This window comes from Pseudoalteromonas umbrosa (assembly GCF_030125375.1).
Lineage (GTDB): Bacteria > Pseudomonadota > Gammaproteobacteria > Enterobacterales > Alteromonadaceae > Pseudoalteromonas > Pseudoalteromonas umbrosa.
In genome coordinates, this window is the sequence record NZ_JASJUU010000022.1 from 116,323 (window position 1) to 136,982 (window position 20,660).

Genomic DNA, 20,660 nt, shown 5'->3' on the forward strand with positions numbered 1-20,660 from the left:
AAAACATAAAATGAAGATAATTAATGCACGACGAGCACAATTCATTCGATGTGTTACTGAAAATATTGCCCACTGCTGAATTAAATATTGTGTTTAAAAAAAACGCCAAAAAGGTTGTTTATTTTTGGTTCTGCTCACAGCATCACAACATATTGGTACAGTTAAAACGTCGTTTTGACGTGCGCCTCTCAAATAAGAGACGCATAAACTCACTTAACTGTGTAATGCAGCTATAAACTTGTGCACTCCGACAACCAAGGCTTTTCAAAGCAACGTGACTTAAGTGCCTGCGCATCAGCAAGTTTGATTAGGGCCTGATCATAGCGCAGCTGCGCCTGAGCTTGCTCATCTTCTGTCGCCACTGTTAAAAATGCTTTTGCACGTTCTAACTCACGTACAGCCTGACCATAATGACTGTCCGCCTTTCGCCATGTCGTTTCATCTTCTTCCCTATTACTGGTTGCAACCCAATCCTGCGCCCCATAGTGGCCAGAGTCTTGAAAGCCTTTGACCACAAAACTGCGAGGCACTTTGTCCAGTGTAGCGAGGTCTTTGACCAAACCATTATTGTCAAAGCTGTATGACACCAACTCATGTAACGTCTCTAGACATGGGCTGATGTTACTACCTCGGCAATAAGTGGGGCGTTCATTGAGCTGTTTTTGCAACTTCTCTGGCAATGGGCCATTCGAATTTACATCAACACTAAACACCGCGCTTTCTGCGTACTTCTCAATTTCTTTCACTTTGGTGATGGTTTTTTTGAAAAACAGCAAGCGAATTTTTATCTTAATCACAAACCGTTTGTAATCTTCTACCGTCTTGAAGTGAAGGCGTGTATTGACGAACAAATCTCGCCCATAATTCACCTGATAAACAAAGCTATGTCCACAGTCGCCAATATTAACGCCATTAACCAGATCGCGATCTTCAAGTGTGCTGTAGCCTTCATCAAACTTCAGGTGTAACTGTGATGTCAAAGATAAGCTGTCTGTTGCATTGCGATGTGTCATTGAAGTGGACACACTGCCCGCAATAATAAATAGATTGATCCCGCCGTGTACTTCACCAAAAGTACGTCGCCGGATCAGGGTTTCATCCACCCTTTGAAAATAATTAAGACTACCCGATAAATTTGAATGGTATTGAACATCTCCCTGCAAACAGGGTTGTCCAACCGTGTGCGTATTGAGATTGAAGGTTTTGCCCAAGTCTGTTGTTTTTACTTTTTCACTGTAATACACCTTGCCGTGAGCAACACAAGACAACAACGTGGCAATGGCTGCCAAGTAGATTTTCATATCCGCTCCTTGAAACAAGCCGTATAGACCAAAAGGCTATACGGCTATATTCAGCTTATTGGGCAAAGGCGTTGCCGTAAGTGCTAAGCGCACCTTCACATAAGCGCCAATTTAAGATTCCGCGCGCAGGTGCTGTGGCTTCGATAAAGGTAGGTGCCCAACGTAGATTACGAAAACGTGCACTTTCCTCTTCAGTGACCACACCAGCTCTTACGGCTTCTTGTCTGGCTAATTCACACTGCTTCCAATCTTGCTGATCAGTACTTGGCAGCTGTAAATCCGTCACGTTATAACTTGCAGGGCAAGCTTTACCGCGCTGCACGCAGGCACTCTTCATTTCTTGCACTTTGTTTTCACACGCATACCCAAACGGGTTATCGCGGCAAAACTGTGCTGCATTGAAGAAAAACCACGCATTGTCATAAGCTAAATTCTTAATACGCTCAACGGCAATACGCTGTGTTTCTGGGAGATACGCATAATAACTGTTGAGTAGTTTATCAGCGCGTTGCTCATCCAAAATTGCTTGCTTAAAGTCATCTTCAAGCTCTGTCGTCAACCACTTAGTCGCATTTCGCACAATTTGGTACTCAGGGACTAAGCCGCGTAGTGCCAATGATGAGTTCTCATAGCGCGTAGTGTAATAACGCACAACGTTATAATCGCTCAAGCTGTTCAACTGTGAATTGAAGCCAGTTTTGGCATATTTAACCGCTTCATAAAACATATCAAAACACGGCTTTGGATTATCCAATGAACAGGTAATGATATTGTTCGGAATAATGCTCAACAATTGCTTCGGATCGCCCCCTTGCTGTACTGCACGCACGGTGATTTTTACCGAAGATTTAGTTTCATCCTTCAAATATCTCAGCTGTCCGCCAACATTAAATACGCCACCATATAAATCGACATCTAAATAACCGCCAATGTCAGACTTATCTTTGTTACTACCGTAATCGATTTTTAAGTTCACCAATACATTAGCGCCGTATTCGACGCCAGTGACAAACTCATCACCCACCAAGGTCTGAAGCTTTGTCTGGTGATTGTTCGCAATATCATTGCCCACTTGTGATAGCACAAAGCCCTGATTTTGATTTTTGGGTAAAAACAAACGCTTTTTGGGTGTGCTTGCAGCACTGAAAGTATACGAGCTGGAGTACGTGCTAGATGCCATTTCTTTTGCTAGAGAAGCACCCGCAGATACGCGCACAACAGGGAAGTTCACATCTACATCCACGCTGCCGTTTAACGTATTGAGCATGTCATCGTAGCTCATATCTATACCAGTTTTAAACTTAAGTTCAGTGTTACCAAAGGTTTCGTCGATAACCCCAGATACTGGTTGTACATTGAGAAAACGCTTCTTTTGACTGTCATATGCCGTGCCAATCGCAACGTGATCATTAATGAGTCCTGAGATCACCGAGCCTGATAAGTTTGAGCTTGAAACATCTGAAGCGGATGTCTGTGCTGCGACGCTTTGCCCAGTTAATGCCATCGCAATAACTGATAAATAAATAGGTTTCATATCATCTTTCCTTAACGAACTGTGATCAGATAGTCTTCAACTTCGCCATACTGAATGCGTCGACATGCATTATCAGAACCACCACCTGCATCAAGTGCAACACGCATCATTGTGACCCCGTCAGGGACATCTTTTGGCACATTAAATACAAACTGGAATACACCATCTGACGCAGACGAGTGCATCATTTCATTGGCATCGAACACACCATTATGGTTCCAATCAACCCAAACGCGCAGTGCCACATAGGATGGATACTCAGGTATAATATTGCCTGGTGTTACACTGACTTTTACCGCACGGTTCGCAGGGAAAGTCACTACTTTACCTGACACCATGGTATGTTTATGTGAACCTGATGCATGCTCAAACTCTTCCACTGTCACGCCTTCAATCCACTCCCATTCACTACCAAAGCTGGTATTTTCACAGTACTGGTGTTTCAACACAGCGGTTTTTAGAGCGACAGGTTGATATTCTGGCGGCATTAAAGTACACGCTTGATTTTCACTTGTTCCAGCAGTCCATTCATATGGGTTGGTAAAGTCTTCATTCGCAAAAGTCACATACTGTGCTTGTCCTGCCGCGACTTTGGCTTGAGATAGCCATAGCTCTTTAAGCTGCTGTAACTTCTGTTCTTTTGGAATAATGTCTCTGGTATCAAACATCTGCTCCCACATCTCGACCAACAAGCCGTCATAGCATTTTTTCAGCCATGCATAGCGTCCTTGCGCCTGAGTTGTGGTGAGCATATCGCCCAGCTCGCTGTATTTGGCATTTTGGATCAACTCATCAGCCGGTGTCTGCGCAAATGCAGTGCCAGAAAGTAGTGATGAAGCAAGCGCGAGTGAAGAAACATATGTTCTCATAGTTAGCTTTTTCATAATGGTGTCCTTACTTTAAAACGTCGCTGATCGCACTATAATCACGATAATAGGCAAGGTTGCCAGACTCGTAATCGATGCAGTAGTTGCCTTCAGGATTGCGCTCACAATAATCAACCATATCGGCAAACAAGTTGGCATTTGCACGGCTTGAAGTTTCTATTTGCTGGAGTTGATTTAACTGCTCAGGTGAAAATTGTGCTGCATAATAACGCTGTAAATTTTTCGCTCGACGATAAGTCAAACGCTCTTCTATCCAACGTGAAGTCAGCTCTTTAATCACTAACTTAGTCAAATAGTTCACTGGGGTGTAACCTGCATCTGGGATCAGCTGCTGTAAGCCTGCTCCTGAGTCTAGATACTTAGTGATATAGCTCTCAGTGATGTTGTAATCATCAAGCGTATCAAACTGGTTGATGTAGTCTGTCTTTAAGTAATTGACCGCAGCTTCAAATAAATTGAAACAAGGCTCTGGATTAAGCAAAGTACAGCGCATGATGCCGTTGGGGATAATGTTTAACAGACGGTTAGGATCGCCGCCACTTTGATAGCCACTGATCGAAATTTTTACCGACTGACGCTTTTCTTCATCAATCTTTTGTAATTTACCATCGACTTTAACTGTGCCTATCCAATCAACACTCAGATAGCCACCAATTTTTCGCTTATCTTCTTCATTGCGGTATTCAATTTTCATATTGATAACCACATTTGAACCGTAAGCAAATCCTTGAACAAAGCCATCTCCTAAATTGGCAGCCTTATTGCCAGGATATGCTTGTGCCAGTTCTTTTGCTGCCTGTGTTGGTTGATACCCATCTTCACCTGTTGGCATCAGAATACGGGACTTGGGCTTCACTGATGAATACACGCTGTAAGTGCCTGTGTATCTATCCGCACTGATATCTTTGGCGTAATTTGCCCCAGCATCAACACGCACCGCTGGAAATTTAAAGCCAGCATCTACTTTGCCATCAATCAGCTTCAGTGCTTGCTCGTAACTTAAATCTACACCAACTCGAAAATCGATATTGGTATTACCTAAGTGTTCAACAGCTGTGCCCTGTACAGATTGAAGCCCTAATAAAACATCCCCTTTGCTTTGATAGGCGGTCCCAAGCGGCACTAAATCAATGCTCTTTGTCTCACTTGATAAAGCTTTTAATTCACTTAGCGTCTGTGGGGAATCTGATACTTGAGCCATGGCTGGAACTGCAGATAAAACCAGCGCAAGGCTAATGAAATTATGTTTTTTCATTTGTTTTCACTCCGTGAAGAGGCCGAAGTCGACCTCTGCTAGTTTGTATCCTACTTATTGAGGCTATTTAGGTAATCTTTATGCCATGCTTCAGGAATGCGTTTAAGGATCTCTTGCTCTGTTTCAACAACCTCTTCAAACTCATTGTCTGTCTGCATTGCTAAATCACCCACTTGCAGTCCATTTGCAAACATAGAGAAGGTTTCACCAGGGTTATGATTAGGATCATCAGCTGTTCTTGCCAACTTCAGGTTATAAACATGATCGTTGTACTTTTGCTCTTCAACCTTCGTGATCAACTCAAGTCCAGATGCCGTGCGAATGCGATCGCCCACTTGCACTTTATTTGCCCAAGAAGATACACCTGATTGCGTGACAACAGGGTGAGATTCAGTCAACAATAGTTCTTTACCTGATTCAGTGATTAACTTAATCATTGGCTGACTTTCAGAGCCGATAGAAACATCTTTGATTTCAAGAGGTAAATGAACGTTTGGCGCATATTGACTTGCACCCAACACAGTATCACCAACACGCAACTGCTCAATTGGCAGCTCTTTACCATTGGCGAGCTTAATCATCGAGCCTTTTGCTAGACAACTAAATACCATTTGTAGCGGCGGATGCTCGATATCTTTCCAAGATTGATCATCTGGCATATCTGCACTACCAACGACATAAGAATATCTTCTTTTCAGTTTGCTGGTACCGCGCGTTTCTTCTGTTTCAATCGACAAGTTCATGATCCAGTGTGCGTCTTCATAACGGCCGTAAAGTCGCGCATCGCCGAAAATACCTTTAGATCTAGGAATATTCCATGAAATACGTGTCATATCGAACGTTCTTGGGCCTATCTTCTTAGTAAAGTATTTTAAGTTGATATGATCAGAAAATAGATGACTTGAGCCCTGATAACCACCACCTAATGCCGTTGCCCCACCAAGCTCTTTGGTTTGAATAAAGATCTCTGTTCCATGATAAAGCTCTACCGGTCTCTCGCCTTTAGGATCAATCGTATAAGATGGATTACCATTGCCATCAAAAGTTACATTTTTTGTAGACCAATCAGGACGATAGATCTTAGTAACACGCCCCATCACATCTCTAAACCCTGTAAACGGTACTACCGCCTTGATTTGATCATTAGGCGTACCAGGGTCGTAGTAAGCATCAATATCACAGTCATTATAACGACGGTTTAAGCACACTTTGATGCGGTTTTTCGTGGGATCAGTCTCATTGATTTCTTTAAGATCAACTGGGGCTGTTACGCCTTTTTCCAGTAGCTTTGCACCAATTTTGCTGTAATCACTTGCAGGTAAGATATTCATTTCAGCATCAGAGCCATAACCACCAATCGACATTTCATCGCCTTGGCCACTGACTGAAGTTCTCACATAACCCAAGTCGGCAAGCAGTGTGTCTTTAGAGTACTCTGCAGACATTTGCTTTGTTTCCGCTACTTCTACACCGCTAGCATTAATGTAGGTCACAATCGCATAGGCATTTGCATAAATTTTTTCAGCTGCTATCAGCTTAGCTATAATATCGTTCACTCTGCCAACAGAAGTAATGTCCATGCGTTTTTTTGTTTCGCCCTTATCGTCAAAGTACTCAATAAAACGCGGAATAGTAATGGGTTCACCATGTTCATTCACTAATGACAGATCTAAAAACGTATAAGTCGTTGGTGCCGTCTCACTGTTAATCGCTGAAATAATGACATAGTCGTTATTATTTGAATCTACAGCCGTTCTAAAACCCATGTCAGTGAAAAAAGAGCACACTTTTTCTGTTGTACACTCTGTATTCACAGGGTTCGCTAAGCCAGACACGGCAGCAATGCCCATTTCATTTTGCTGCGCATTCTTCAGCTGCGTAGTTTGCAGTATCTTAAATAAGTGCGGGCGATTTTTTGCATTAATGCCGTGCTGTGCCAAACGCTGAGATGCCTGATCATAAATACCCAAAGATGCATCAGGTTGAACAAGTGTTTGAATGTTATGATTTTCAACTGATACTGGTGCTGCATCAACAACAAATGATGCGCCTCCCAAAGCAGCAATCACTGCTAGGCTAACAAGTTTCATAAAGTTTCCTTTTTGATTGGTGATACTAGGTAGCTCGTAGGCAAAGGGACCTTTGCCTACATGACTGCGAGCGGTTATTAATTAATATTTCACTTTGATACGGAAATCATGTATTTCGCCGTAATCGAATACGTTACATGAGTCCAGCTTATAATCGTGCTTAGGGTACTCTTCTAATTTCGCACGCACGTAGAAGTTTCTCGACCTTGTCAGCCAAGAGACATGTGGTAGCGACAAAGATTTAGTCGCTTTAATACGGCAGTGTTCTTGCCCAGCCACTGAACGGCACTGACTGTTATCCAACCAGTAATTAAAGTTAGGATCAGAGTCTAGGCTGGCTTCTGACTCTTCAAACTTGCCATCTCTGTTTTCATCAAGCCAAACTGTTAAACGTACGCCGCGATCGCTGTTATCTAATAATCGCTCAGCGGTTGCACGCGGGATCAAATTGGTTGCTATTTCAACACTCAAATTGGAATTGCGCTGCGCTTCAAAGTTGGCCGCAATAAACTGGCTGTATCCTTGCGGGTTATAACCTTGCGCAGCATCCAAAGTGGCTAGCTCAGTCGAGTATCTAAATAGCTTAATTTCATCGATGTAAAACACACCTGCATTATCACTATTACTGATTTTGGCAGGGCATGTGTTCACTTCAGATAAAGTTATTTTCTGCAACTGTATATCTGAACCACTGCCATCAGCATAGCGAACGCCCAAAGATATAGTAAATGTCCCGCCTTCAGTTGGATATGTAATTGTTCCCGGATCTCTTAATGTGCTGGTTTTGTTATCAAACCCAAAGCCCCACAAGTACTGAATTTGTTTATCTGAGTTACCTTGAGATTTGTTGATAAATTTCACTCGATTGTTATCTAAGATTTGAATATCAAAATCAGCAACCAACGGCAATGCATTGGAGTCAATATCGAGCATCACATCCAACACTTGTCCATTGTCAACAACACCACAACCATCCCAAATATAATAGTCATATTCACTAGTTGTGATCGCAGCACGCATAACACCTAGTCCAGCTTTTGCTTTTTGATTAATTTTAAACGATGCCGAGCTCCCAGTAATTTTCTGATTACGGATCACTTCTTCCTCACTCTCAATCAAGCCATTTTTGTTGTAATCAAAAAATATTGAAATTAACTTGCCACTTAAATCCCTAGAGAAATCCATCTTATACTCGCGGTCTTTTGCAATTGCGCGAGGTGTGCTGAATTGTCCAGTATACCCCGCAGGCAAATTATTGATGGTGTGTCCACCAAATGACAAAGAGGTACTGTGCTGTATATTGGCATTGGTATAGGGCGCACAAGTTTGAGCTGGGCGAGTATAAAAGTGATTGTAAGCCGTGCGTGACATCCCATCCCATGTTGTGACATCAAGTGAAAAACGAATCAACTGATCCTCTGATAAGACTTTTTTACGCTTCAAAAATGGCGCAATCGCAGTGTTATCGCTGCGACGCCAAACTTCCGCTTGGCCATCACCCCAATCCACCTCAATGACATCAATTGAGTTGCTATCTAAACGACTCAAATCATAGTTTGCAGTGTTATAATTCAACCAAGTATCAGCATCTAAAGTTGATAGTCCAATCCCTGTCGAAATACCAACCCCAGCCAAACTATCAGAAATATTCGCACCAATAACTGCCGCAGTTTTGTTGCCAACACTCACATGATTAGCTTGATCTAAAAGACAAAAACCAAACTCATTCATCGATATGCCAGAGAATAGGCACTGGCTCACATTGGCACGCAAAAATAACTGATAAGCTTGCTGAATTGTCCAGCCATGAGTTTTAACCAGCTCATAAAAAGCTTTTCTTAACACGCCACCATTATCATGACCGGTTTTTGTGCTGGTAAAATCTTTCCAGTGATCGATACTACGCCCATCCCAAGAGGGCAATTCAAAATAACGTGCCGGTGCATCTATTGCCATCACATCCCAGCCATACCACCACTTTCGATTATTCGTATACTGGCCTGGTAATTCAAAAAATAAATCTGCAAACGGTTGAGACTGAGTGTAAGCGCCACTCGAAGTATGCTGAAAATAATCAAGCGCAGCGATGGCACTAATATCTGATAGTCCCTCATTAATTGCGCGGTCGATATCATTATTGCCCAGATCAGCATTCCATTGTGTGATGGCATGTGCAGCTTCATGGGCAACAATGCCCAGCCCTGTCAGCGAGTAAAACTCATAGCCTCCATTACCCGGCCCATAATTCGCATACGTACCATCCCAAGACGCATAATTTGAGCCCAAAATCGTATGCTTGTTCACTTTTTGTAGTAACGGCTTAATGCAATACCCATCAGCAGCACAATCTTGTACTTGATCTGGAAAGAGCTGTTTAAGATTTTTATGGAAATACTGCATTACCAAGCCACCGTTAAAATGCGCTTCGTTTGCGGCACTGTAGCTATAATAAGTACTATAGGTAGAGTCTATATCTGCTTTATTAAAGTTTTCATTATTTTGTAGGCAGGTATAGGAAACAGGTTCTACTTCTGACACTTTGGCATCATAAGTCGTCACATAGGGGTTGTCTAACACACAGTTATTTTGCTCTTTTTTGATGATATATGGATAGCCATTAAACTCAGCAAAAATCGCGTTAGAATCTAAATCTGAAAAAAGTAATTCTGTTCCGGCAGGAGAAGAGTCATCGAACTGATAACTAGTACAATTTTGCATGCTATTTGGGCTAGGTGAATAACATATTGCACCCAGTTTATAGCTACCCCCAATACCACCGCCAGCTTGATAGCCATTGCTTGCTAATGAGCTAGGTTTGTACGCATATAGTGTATTGTCTTGATGAGATATAACTGCCATATCTTGCGCATTGAGTAACACTGTTTCACGGCGATCTTTAAACTGCGCTTCCACTTTAACAACCGGTAATAACTGCAGATCTTGAAGCTTATACGCTTTTTGGATATCTAACTCATGTGCTTGATGTATCACGTCAAGTTGCCAAATAGCTTGCTGCAAAGCGGTTTGCGTCATGTTGTGATAGACAGAAGTGGACGCTAAAACATCGCCACGAATAAGTTTCCCCATTGTTTGACGGATAGACCCATCAAGATTACGCGCTACAACCAGATTACTATCTAAAATCGGTAAATCCATATAATAAGCTTGATAGTGCTCATATACGGTGTCTGTACCCACTGTCTTGATAGGACGATATTCAATGATATTTTCTTTACGTTGCTGAGTCGCAATAATCTCGACCTGATTCTTGGTTGATATAGCTTGTTCAATTTCATGCCACAGATGCTGCTTATTATAAATAGGTGTGGATTCAACAGATGCCAAAGCACCGCTTATTGGCAACAAAACAGTTGATAGACCAAGCAATACTCCTACACGTTTCATACAATCTATCCTTTTAATTGTAGTGAGTAGAATGTTAACAATGTAACATTATTCAAGTTGTTTTGATCATATTTTATACTACAGTCATTTACAATTGTATAGAGTAATTGCATCAAAAATTAGTAAAAGCACACAACAGTTAAAATTAATTAAAAATTAAATTTACAAAAAATATACTTAAAATGGTTTTTTAGGGTAAAAAATACAACAAAATGCTGTACCTTTTAAAAAAACAATGCTCAGCCATTAAAAACAATCGAAATACTCAATATTGCTATTTTTACACTTTAAAAAGCAGAATCGGTACTAATCATGGATGAAGTGTATTAGTTTGGCTGTCTGCCAAAGTAGGTTGGAGACGTTAAGCCTGAAAAGATGTCAAACGTATAGGCCCGCTGATTTACCATAAAATCATTAGGCGCGCCGTGATTATATCGTTGCTTAAAAGAATGGAACTAGGTAGAGGATTTTTGATAACCCGCTGCACCTTTTGCTATATATCTAAGTTGCCATATTAAGCGTGAAGTCAATTCTGCTCGTTGCTGTTGGTCTTGATCAAGCGCTTCTGCACCTGAACTAAATACCAAGGTCACCATCGCTTCTGCTTGCATGTAAGCATGGTGCGGCTCCACCTTGGTCTCTGACTCAAGATAATGTGCAAGTTCTAAAATAAAGTGTTTAATCTCTCTGGCAACTGCAGCACGAAAAGCAGGAGAAGTGCCAGAGCGCTCTCTGAGTAATAGCCTAAACTGGTTGCTGGACGTTTCAATAAACTCCATAAAGGTTTGCACCGAAGTGTCTATTACGCTGCCACCACTGGCAATACGTCGCCTTGCTTGGCGCATCAATTGTCTCAAAGTTAAACCAGCTTCATCCACCAGCGTCAAACCCAGCTCATTCATATCTTTAAAGTGACGATAAAACGAAGTTGGCGCAATCCCAGCCTCACGAGCTACTTCACGTAGACTTAAATTAGAAAAACTGTGCTCAGCACTGAGCTGATTGAACGCCGCCTCTATCAGTGCTTGTCGAGTTTTTTGTTTTTGTTGTGCACGCACACCTGACATGAATGACCCCTAATTTATTTACCCCAATATGCTAATTGGGCAGTCTAATACTTGACGGCACAAGAATGAAATACTATTTTAGCGTACAAGTGTACGCTGAGATTTTAAAAAATGAAAAAACCGCCGATTATTTGGACTAATGTTATCTTCTTTAGTCTGTCTTTTTTAGCTGCCGTGACCTTGGTGCCTTGGTACGGGTTTGAATATGGTTATACCCTTACCCACTGGCTAGCATTCATTGCCTGTATGTTTTACGCTGGTATGTCTATTACCGCTGGTTACCACCGCCTTTGGGCACACAAGGCCTATGAAACACATCCTGTGATTCAAGTATTTTTTGCGCTGGGCGGAGCTTTCGCTTTGCAAAATAGTATTCTTCATTGGAGTAGTGATCACCGCGTACACCATGGTCAAGTAGATGACCCAGTCAAAGACCCTTACGCAGCTACTCGTGGATTCTGGTACAGTCATATTGGCTGGATGCTGCGCAATTACCAAGGGGAAAGTTATGGCGATTATAACAATGCACGTGATTTGCAACGTAACAAAATCGTGATGTGGCAACACAAACATTATTTAAAGCTTGTACTACTAACTAATATTGGAATTCCCTTGCTACTTGGGTTAGCACTGGGCGATGTATTTGGCATGTTGCTACTAGCAGGTGTGCTGCGCTTGGTGCTATCGCAACACTTTACTTTTTTCATCAACTCACTTGCACATATCTGGGGAAGTCGCCCTTACACAGAAAAAAATACTGCACGTGACAATGGTTTTTTGGCGCTACTAACTTATGGTGAGGGGTATCATAACTTCCATCATATTTTTGCTAGTGACTACCGAAATGGGATCCGCTGGTACCATTATGATCCAACTAAATGGATGATCCGTGCTCTGTCATTCTTTGGTCTTGCCAGCAAATTAAAGCGCACACCAGTAGAGCGTATCGAAAAAGCCAAAGCGGAAACCTTGTTGAATAAAACAAAAGTTACCCTTGCAAAATTGCCTTTGGCACAAGATAAGCTTACATTGTTACAACAAGAATATGATTTGCTTTTGAAAAAGTTACAGAACTTTTGTGCAATTCAAAGGCAATTACTCGAAGCTAAAAAGCATGCCGTTTTAGAACAGTGTGAACAATCCGCGCTACACAAACAATACTCTGAATTAGAGCAAGCGTGGCATTCACAAAAACAAGCATGGTTGGCATTAAACTCGAGGCTGTTAAAAGGCGCAGCGAGCTAACCCGCCCCTTATCGGCCTCCCCAATTAGCAAGTAAGGCGAGGCCGTGACTAAATCCAAAGACACACCCAGCGAGCAACCCTCACAATCTTTTCAATATGACGCCATAATCATAGGTACAGGTCCTGGTGGTGAAGGCGCAGCAATGAACTTATCCAAAAGCCAACGCAAAGTAGCTGTCATAGAAAAACAAACATCAGTCGGCGGCGGCTGTGTTCATTGGGGCACCATCCCTTCAAAAGCACTGAGACATTCTGTTAGTCGTCTTATTGAGTACAAAGCCAATCCTTTATACCGCTTTACAGAGCGACCAAAGCGATTAACGTTTCAAGACATCTTAAATCACGCCAGCGATGTCATAGGCAAACAATCATCACTGCGCTCAAGCTTTTATGATCGCAATCGAATTCACCTTTACCAAGGTGAAGCCAGCTTTGTTGATGCCAATACGGTGCGAGTAACGCACTTAGATGGCTCTCAAGATGTGCTAACCGCTAAGACCATTGTCATTGCCACAGGCTCTAGACCTTACCGTCCACCTGAAATCGATTTTGATCATTCGCGCGTCTACGACAGTGATACCATTCTTGGCCTTGAGCACAATCCCCAGCGCGTCATTGTTTACGGTGCAGGGGTGATTGGCTGTGAATACGCGTCCATTTTTAAAGGTCTTGGCGCGAAAGTTGACTTGATCAATACACGAGATAGATTGCTTTCTTTTATGGATGATGAAATCTCAGATGCACTCAGCTATCACTTTTGGAACAGCGGCATCGTGATCCGTCACAACGAAGAATTTGCCAAAGTAGAGACCAGTGACAAAGGCGTCATTTTACATCTCCAGTCTGGTAAAAAAGTCAAAGCCGATTGTATTTTATGGGCCAATGGTCGAACAGGTAATACTGATAGCTTGAACTTAGGCGCTGTTGGTCTGAAAGCAGATAGTCGCGGACAATTACGTGTAAACGAGTACTATCAAACGCAAGTAGACAATATTTATGCTGTCGGCGATGTCATCGGTTACCCGAGCCTTGCCAGTGCAGCGTTTGACCAAGGGCGTATTGCCGCCAATGCCATTGCTAACGGCCAATGTGATGAGCGCTTGATCACTGACATCCCAACTGGGATTTATACTATCCCAGAAATGAGTTCAGTTGGTAAAACGGAACAAGAACTGACCGCAGCGAAAATCCCTTATGAAGTCGGTAGGGCACAGTTTAAGCACCTTGCACGGGCGCAAATTGCCAGTACAGAAGTAGGCAGTTTAAAAATATTATTCCATAGCAAAACCAAAGAAATCTTGGGGATCCACTGCTTTGGCGAACGAGCTTCTGAAATTGTGCATATCGGCCAAGCCATTATGGAACAAAAAGGCGAAGGCAATAACGTCGAATATTTTGTCAATACAACCTTCAATTATCCAACGATGGCAGAGGCCTATCGCGTTGCTGCTCTCAATGGCCTCAACAGGCTATGTGACTAATTAATAACACAGCGGCTGCATCATCAGCCGCTAATTAAAAACGGTATTCCCCACTGAGCCGCCATAACTGTTCTATTTGACGCGTTGGTAAATTATCATCGGCACGATTGGCCACTTTTGTCTCTAAGTATTGAAACTCAGCCCCAAAGTGCCAGCTCTTGGAATAACGCCACTTAACTGTCGCTGTCACAGCCCCGCCGTCGCTTTCATTGGGGTCGAACGCCCAGTGGTCCATGTCTTGGACTCTAAATTGCTCAATACGGCCACTGATTCTAAATTTCTGCCAGCGATGCGTCAGCAGTATAAATTGACTGTCAAAATCATTATCTACGCCGCGAGAAAACCCCATCGCCGTATTCCCCGCCATTGCTTGGGCAATCACATGCGTTTGCTTAGTTATCTTGTACTTATATGCCAAGCTCCAAAACTTGGTGTCCCAAGCATATTGGCCCGTTTTATAATTAAGCACTTCTGGATCACCATTATTGTCATACCAATATGCCCGCAAGTCATGACGGTTTTGATAACTCCAATGTGCACCAACATAATAACCAAAACGGCCATCAATCTCAGTGAATGGCTCTATTTGCCAAGCTTGCTTGCTTAATTGCGGTGTCATAAAGCCCGCTGTTGGACGCAGCGCCAGCACTTCATTAAAAACAGATTGCCTATCATGGGGTGCAAACCCGCGCCATGCCAACACAGCACCAAGGGGATCGTTCCCCTTATAAAGCCCCGCAACCCATTGCCAATTGTGTAAACTCGGTTTTGCTAACCGCTTACCACTGCGCTTGATGCTGGCCTCAATACCTATCACTCTTAGCTCCTCGCCAAGCCATGCGTTGAGTGCTGAGTAACCATAGTTGTATGGCGAAGACCAGCCAATGTCCGGATTTTCCAACGACATTTTCGGGTAAAACCCACCTACACGTACTTGCGGTTGATAGGCCCCCTCTACCACAGGCTTATATTCTGCAAATAATTCCGTAAACCCAACTTTTGCCTCAGGGTCAGGCACATACTGCACACTGCTGTGTGCCGACCAGCTATCGCCCAGTTCAAAACGAGATTGTAACAAAGCTCTGCTGATATTAACGCCACCATCCCCTTGACCAAATCGATTCACTGATGCACCCCAAGCATACCAAGATGGGTAGGCACTAATTGATTGCCAACTGGCTTGAATTTGTCCTTTATGCTGTGCAGCATAAGTCTGCACCGGGACACTCATCAGCCCAGCTAGCAGTAACCACATTGACGGCGCGGTAAGTATATTTAAAGTAGCTTTATTCATAGTCATCAAACTCATCTGAGAAGTCTTCTTTGGGCTTAAATAACGACTGGTCAAGTTGATAGATCAAAGCATTGGAAGTAGGCAATACTTTTATCATCTTGCTCTCAGGTTTATCTAGATTGGCAAACCCTTCATGCCAGACTTGCATGGACAAACTATCAATTGGGGTGTCTGGAAGCTCGATAGTTGCTTTCCCCTGCCCATTGGTGATCGCAAAATAAGTGGAGTCCACCACCAGAATATAGCCCAACATCCAGTCATGGATATTGCAGCCCAACTCAACAACACCGGTGTTACCAAAATTGAGAGATTGTGGACTGTCACGATACAACTTAAATTCAAATGGTTGAGCTGGTGAAAACGAGTAAACATGATGCAAAATCGAGTCGTAATTGGGAAAAGAAACCTCAGCACCTTTGGGTACTACCAAAATATGTGGTGTGAAAGCACGGTCTTTTTGACCCATTTTGTAGATTTGTCGAAATTTGTTGGCAGATAGCGGAAGTTGCTTACTTTCAAACCACACCACCGCATCTTTAACCGCTTCTCCCTTGGCGTCTTTCACCTGCACTGTAATAGGCTTTGCTAATACCCACGAAGATACCAAGTAAGTGCTTAGCATAAGTCCGTACTGCCACTTTGCTCGCTTTTTATTTACTCTATTTACTTGCTGTGTCAGTTGCATCTAGCACAATCCTTATCCGACTTTATTTTTCATTTGAGTATAGACCGGACGACGTAAATTATGCATTCATCGCATTTTAATTTTGAATACGTATGCAAACCATTTAGAGCCTGAAACTAAGCCCGTAAGCTAACAGTAACTCGTTGCCATATGGAAAAAAACATGCGCTATTCAAGTTCATTTTGCTCAGCAGTTGGCCTGACGGTCAGTTTATTCACACTCTCACCTACGGTGTATGCTGCAAACTTCAACATCTCATCCCCTGACCAGCAGCTTACCTTCACTATCAGTGATGATAATACCCAACCAAGATATCAAGTCGCGTTTAAAGGTCAAACAGTGATCAACCCTTCTAAATTGGGATTTGACTTTGCCAGAGCGCCATCAATGCGAAATAACTTGTATATCAGCAGCGCTGAGCGTAAATCACATCATGAAACTTGGCAACAACCTTGGGGTGAAGCGAGGAATATTGTCGATCACCACAATGAACTATTGGTTACTTTTGCGGATAAAGACAGCAAAATTGTGCAATATCGAGTACGAATTCGTGTTTTCGATGACGGTCTGGGATTTCGTTATGAAGTCAATCAAGATGAAGCCAGATATATTACCCGCGAGCTAACTGAATTCAGTATTACGGATAGTGGCGACAGTACCGCATGGTGGATCCCTGCGCGAGGCTGGAATCGCTATGAATACACCTACAATACCACGCCACTGCATGATGCTGCACATGTGCACACGCCTTTTACGTTTAAAAACAAATACGGCGTACACTTAAGTATTCATGAAGCCGCACTGGTAGATTATGCCGGTATGACACTAAATCAGCGCAGACCGGGCACCTTCATTAGCGATTTAACACCATGGTCTGATGGTATCGCGGTGAAAACTAACGGCCGCTTTAATTCCCCATGGCGCACCATTCAAGTTGGTGAACAAGCCAAAGACTTACTTAACTCGCACCTGATCTTAAACTTAAATGAACCTAACAAACTCGGTGATGTGTCTTGGGTTGAGCCGGGTAAATATACAGGGATATGGTGGGGCATGCATATCGGCAAGCACACTTGGGGCAGCGGCGATAAACATGGCGCCACTACAGAGCGCACCAAGGAATATTTAAGCTTTGCCGCAGAGCATGGCTTTGATGGCGTGTTAGTTGAAGGTTGGAACACTGGATGGGACAGCGACTGGTTCTATAATGGTGATGTATTTAGTTTCACGCAGCCTTATCCTGACTTTGACTTTAAGGCTATCAAGGCCCATGCCGATAAGGTTGGCGCAAAACTCATTGGTCACCACGAAACTTCTGGCAACGTCAGTAACTACCGCAACCAAATGGATGCAGCATTTAAGTTATACGCAAAAAATAATGTCAGCCAAATCAAAACAGGTTACGTCGCTGATGGTGGCAATATCAAACGTATCGATGAGCGCGGCCATGCTCGCTTTGAATGGCATGATGGTCAGTTCATGGTTAATGAATACCTAGACAACATCAAGCTTGCTGCAAAATACAAGCTCAGCATTAATACCCATGAGCCTATCAAGGACACAGGATTGCGCCGTACTTATCCAAACTGGATGACCCGCGAAGGCGCGCGCGGCCAAGAATTTAATGCATGGGGTACGCCACCTAACCCACCAGAGCACATTCCCATGCTGGCATTCACACGCATGCTATCGGGCCCAATGGACTTTACACCAGGTATTTTTGACATGGGCTTTAACGGCCTAGGTGATAAAACAAACCGCCCACAAACCACACTCGCAAAACAACTTGCCCAATACGTAGTGTTATATAGCCCTGTGCAAATGGCGGCTGATTTACCAGAAAATTACCTCGCAAAACCAGATGCATTTCAATTTATCAAAGATGTACCGACGGACTGGGAACAGAGTATCGCATTGGCTGGTGAAGCCGGAGACTACGTGGTATTTGCTCGTCAAGAACGTGCTCGCGGCAAGTACACAGGTAAAGATTGGTATTTGGGCGCTATCACAGATGAACATGCACGAAAAATTGATGTGAAACTCGACTTTTTAGCAGAGAATACTCGCTACGAAGCGTATATTTACCAAGATGGCAAAGGTGCCAATTGGCAAGATAACCCATACGCACTGGACATCAAAAAGCAAATCGTCACCGCCAAAGACAGTTTAACACTGCAACTGGCCACCAGCGGCGGCACTGCAATTCGCTTTAAAGCCCTTTAAAATGCAAAAAGAGCAGGATTTCCTGCTCTTTTTTCAACTCAGACCAGTACTCATTGTACAGCCTGAATCATGCACTGTTTGAGGCTGCTTCAGCGGCATTTAATTTACGTAAATGCGGAGTGATAAACTGACTTAATAACAAAGAGCATGCAGCCAGTGCAGCACCGAAGTAAAACACCAATGATTGGTCGTATAGCCACACCACACCAAAGCTAGCAGGGATCACTACAGCGGCAATATGGTTGATGGTAAAGCTCACCCCAGCAGTTGCGGCAATGTCTTCAGGTCGCGCAATCTTCTGAAAGTACGTCTTTAATGCAATAGCCATCGCAAAGAAAATATGGTCTACCACATATAGCACTGCCGCTAATTGCGCCGATTCCACCAGAGCATATCCAACAAATACTAGGATCAAACCTATGTACTCAACCGTCAGCGCTTTTTGCTCACCAATGCGTCCTATCCAACTACCTATTTTTGGCGCCAAAAAGATATTAATGACGTGGTTAAGCATATACAAGGCGGTAATTTCTGCGACGTCATAGCCAAACTTCTCAACCATCAAAAAGCCTGCAAACACCATAAAAATTTGTCGACGTGCACCGGAGAAGAATACCAGTAAGTAATACAAGCTATATTCTTTGCGCAATATAAGCTTTTTATTCTGTGGTGACGCAGCCACAAAATGTCGATGCGTCATCGCCATGAATATCGTCACGGCAAGGCCTGCCCCACCAATTAATAGGTACATCCACACATAGTCACTTTGCAACCAAGTAAACCCGACCCAGATCACCGCAAATGTCCCCAGCGCAGCCATTGATTTAATGGATAACAGCTTGCCTAACTTCTCGGCAGCTTCGTCTTTTTTAAACCATTGTAAACTCAATGATTGATTGAGTGTCTCGAAGTAATGAAAGCCAATCGACATCAACACTGTGGTGGCATATAAGCCATAGATAGTCGGAAATAATCCGGTGATAGCCACCCCAATAGACAACACACACAGGCTTACCAAAGCAAAGGTTTGCTCTTTTAACACCAACAAGATAAACACCGCGGTAAAGGCAAGAAAGCCGGGAATTTCTCGTAAAGATTGCAACATACCCATGTTTGCGCCGGTGAAGTCTGCCGCTTCCACCGCAAAGTTATTTAACATGGCAGTCCAACCAGCAAATGCCATTGCCATAACAATGGTAGCTAACACTAAAAAGCTCATTGGTGAGGGGGTAAACCGCCCAAATACTTGTTTTTCCATTTACTATCCTAAGCACATTGAGTGAAACGCCTGTCTAGTATATGCTCAATTAACACTGGCCAAAATCCAAAAATATGACAGAGAATTTATCAAAACAGACAAATCAGCCATGGCTAAAAGTACAATCTCGCTTCAAACGTAAACAGTTAGGCAGGCCGGTATTTCCCCGTGCCACGACCATGCCTGAGTGGGAACATGTTGAAGAGCACACGCATACATGGGGACAACTCACTTATATCAGTGACGGCGTCATGACCATTTTCACACCGCAAGGTAGCTTTGTTATCCCACCCCAACAAGCGCTGTGGATCCCACCAAATGTCGCACATGAAACCTATTGTCGGTATGGCGGGCATTTTCGCAGTGTGTACATAGATCAAAAGTATCAATGCGTACTGGGTAGTCAGGCTAAATCTTTGGTTGTCGACCCGTTATTAAAAGCCATGATTTTGGAGATCTGTACTTGGTCTGATGATTACACTTTGGATGATAAAATCCTGCGCTTTGTCGAAGTATTCATTGACCGCCTTGAGCAAGCCCCCACCAGCGACTTTTTTATTCCCAGAGCTCAAGACTCGCGCTTGCACCCAATTGTATCTGAGCTCTACGCCAATCCGGGCAGTCCACTCACTTTGGAGCAATGGGGACAAACTGTCGGCGCATCGAGTCGCACATTAAATCGCTTATTTCACAAAAGCTTTGATATGGGATTTAGCCAATGGAAACAAAAGCTCAGGGCACTGCGCGCAGTAGAAATGCTGAATGCTGGACAATCTCAACAAGCCATTGCTCAGCAGCTAGGGTTTGAGTCTAGCAGCGCATTTAATACCGCATTTAAAAAAGTTCTAGGTGTGCCACCCAAACAATACATAAAGGCCTAGTTCCCAAAGCATGGTGTGCTTTTCCGTCAGATTTTGGTAACTTAAATGGATAAA

The 20,660-nt window shown here is 43.2% G+C and carries 14 protein-coding genes; 4 read left to right on the top strand and 10 right to left on the bottom strand.

Annotated features, from left to right (window positions below; genetic code table 11):
- Positions 1 to 230 precede the first annotated feature (230 nt).
- The 7 genes from QNM16_RS25275 to fabR all read right to left on the bottom strand — a co-directional run bounded on the left by QNM16_RS25275 (position 231) and on the right by fabR (position 11,539).
- Positions 231 to 1,301 (bottom strand): hypothetical protein, encoded by a 1,071-nt coding sequence (locus QNM16_RS25275; RefSeq protein ID WP_284022982.1) that lies wholly within the window; start codon positions 1,299 to 1,301, stop codon positions 231 to 233.
- A gap of 55 nt (positions 1,302 to 1,356) precedes the next feature.
- Positions 1,357 to 2,835 carry an internalin gene (locus QNM16_RS25280; protein WP_284022983.1) on the bottom strand — a complete coding sequence of 493 codons (1,479 nt, stop codon included), beginning with the start codon at positions 2,833 to 2,835 and terminating at the stop codon, positions 1,357 to 1,359.
- Between the two features lie 11 nt (positions 2,836 to 2,846).
- Positions 2,847 to 3,719, bottom strand: coding sequence for a GEVED domain-containing protein (locus QNM16_RS25285; protein WP_284022984.1), 873 nt, complete (start codon positions 3,717 to 3,719; stop codon positions 2,847 to 2,849).
- Positions 3,720 to 3,729: 10 nt separating this feature from the next.
- The gene (locus tag QNM16_RS25290) at positions 3,730 to 4,977 is read right to left on the bottom strand and encodes a hypothetical protein (protein WP_284022985.1); all 1,248 of its coding nucleotides are present in this window, start codon (positions 4,975 to 4,977) and stop codon (positions 3,730 to 3,732) included.
- 50 nt (positions 4,978 to 5,027) lie between these two features.
- A complete protein-coding gene (locus QNM16_RS25295; RefSeq protein WP_284022986.1) occupies positions 5,028 to 7,067 on the bottom strand; it encodes a Hint domain-containing protein in 2,040 nt (679 codons plus the stop codon).
- Between the two features lie 81 nt (positions 7,068 to 7,148).
- Positions 7,149 to 10,472 (bottom strand): M4 family metallopeptidase, encoded by a 3,324-nt coding sequence (locus tag QNM16_RS25300; RefSeq protein WP_284022987.1) that lies wholly within the window; start codon positions 10,470 to 10,472, stop codon positions 7,149 to 7,151.
- A gap of 455 nt (positions 10,473 to 10,927) precedes the next feature.
- Positions 10,928 to 11,539: an HTH-type transcriptional repressor FabR gene (fabR, locus tag QNM16_RS25305; protein WP_284022988.1), complete on the bottom strand. Its 612-nt coding sequence runs from the start codon at positions 11,537 to 11,539 to the stop codon at positions 10,928 to 10,930.
- A gap of 111 nt (positions 11,540 to 11,650) precedes the next feature.
- On the opposite strand from fabR, the gene QNM16_RS25310 reads away from it, so the two are divergent.
- The gene (locus tag QNM16_RS25310; protein WP_284022989.1) at positions 11,651 to 12,784 is read left to right on the top strand and encodes an acyl-CoA desaturase; all 1,134 of its coding nucleotides are present in this window, start codon (positions 11,651 to 11,653) and stop codon (positions 12,782 to 12,784) included.
- 44 nt (positions 12,785 to 12,828) lie between these two features.
- A complete protein-coding gene (sthA, locus tag QNM16_RS25315) occupies positions 12,829 to 14,265 on the top strand; it encodes a Si-specific NAD(P)(+) transhydrogenase (protein ID WP_284022990.1) in 1,437 nt (478 codons plus the stop codon).
- Between the two features lie 34 nt (positions 14,266 to 14,299).
- Here the strand turns inward: sthA and QNM16_RS25320 are convergent, their stop codons facing one another.
- Both QNM16_RS25320 and QNM16_RS25325 read right to left on the bottom strand, forming a co-directional pair.
- Positions 14,300 to 15,559, bottom strand: coding sequence for a hypothetical protein (locus tag QNM16_RS25320; RefSeq protein WP_284022991.1), 1,260 nt, complete (start codon positions 15,557 to 15,559; stop codon positions 14,300 to 14,302).
- The gene (locus tag QNM16_RS25325; RefSeq protein ID WP_284022992.1) at positions 15,552 to 16,244 is read right to left on the bottom strand and encodes a cupredoxin domain-containing protein; all 693 of its coding nucleotides are present in this window, start codon (positions 16,242 to 16,244) and stop codon (positions 15,552 to 15,554) included. Before QNM16_RS25325 ends, QNM16_RS25320 begins: the two co-directional genes overlap by 8 nt.
- Before the next feature lie 162 nt (positions 16,245 to 16,406).
- Between QNM16_RS25325 and QNM16_RS25330 the strand changes: the two genes are divergently transcribed.
- On the top strand, positions 16,407 to 18,467 hold the full coding sequence (locus tag QNM16_RS25330; RefSeq protein WP_284022993.1) for a glycoside hydrolase family 97 protein: 2,061 nt from the start codon (positions 16,407 to 16,409) through the stop codon (positions 18,465 to 18,467).
- Positions 18,468 to 18,534: 67 nt separating this feature from the next.
- Here the strand turns inward: QNM16_RS25330 and QNM16_RS25335 are convergent, their stop codons facing one another.
- A complete protein-coding gene (locus tag QNM16_RS25335) occupies positions 18,535 to 19,725 on the bottom strand; it encodes an MFS transporter (RefSeq protein ID WP_284022994.1) in 1,191 nt (396 codons plus the stop codon).
- 74 nt (positions 19,726 to 19,799) lie between these two features.
- Between QNM16_RS25335 and QNM16_RS25340 the strand changes: the two genes are divergently transcribed.
- Positions 19,800 to 20,606: an AraC family transcriptional regulator gene (locus tag QNM16_RS25340; protein WP_284022995.1), complete on the top strand. Its 807-nt coding sequence runs from the start codon at positions 19,800 to 19,802 to the stop codon at positions 20,604 to 20,606.
- Positions 20,607 to 20,660 lie beyond the last annotated feature (54 nt).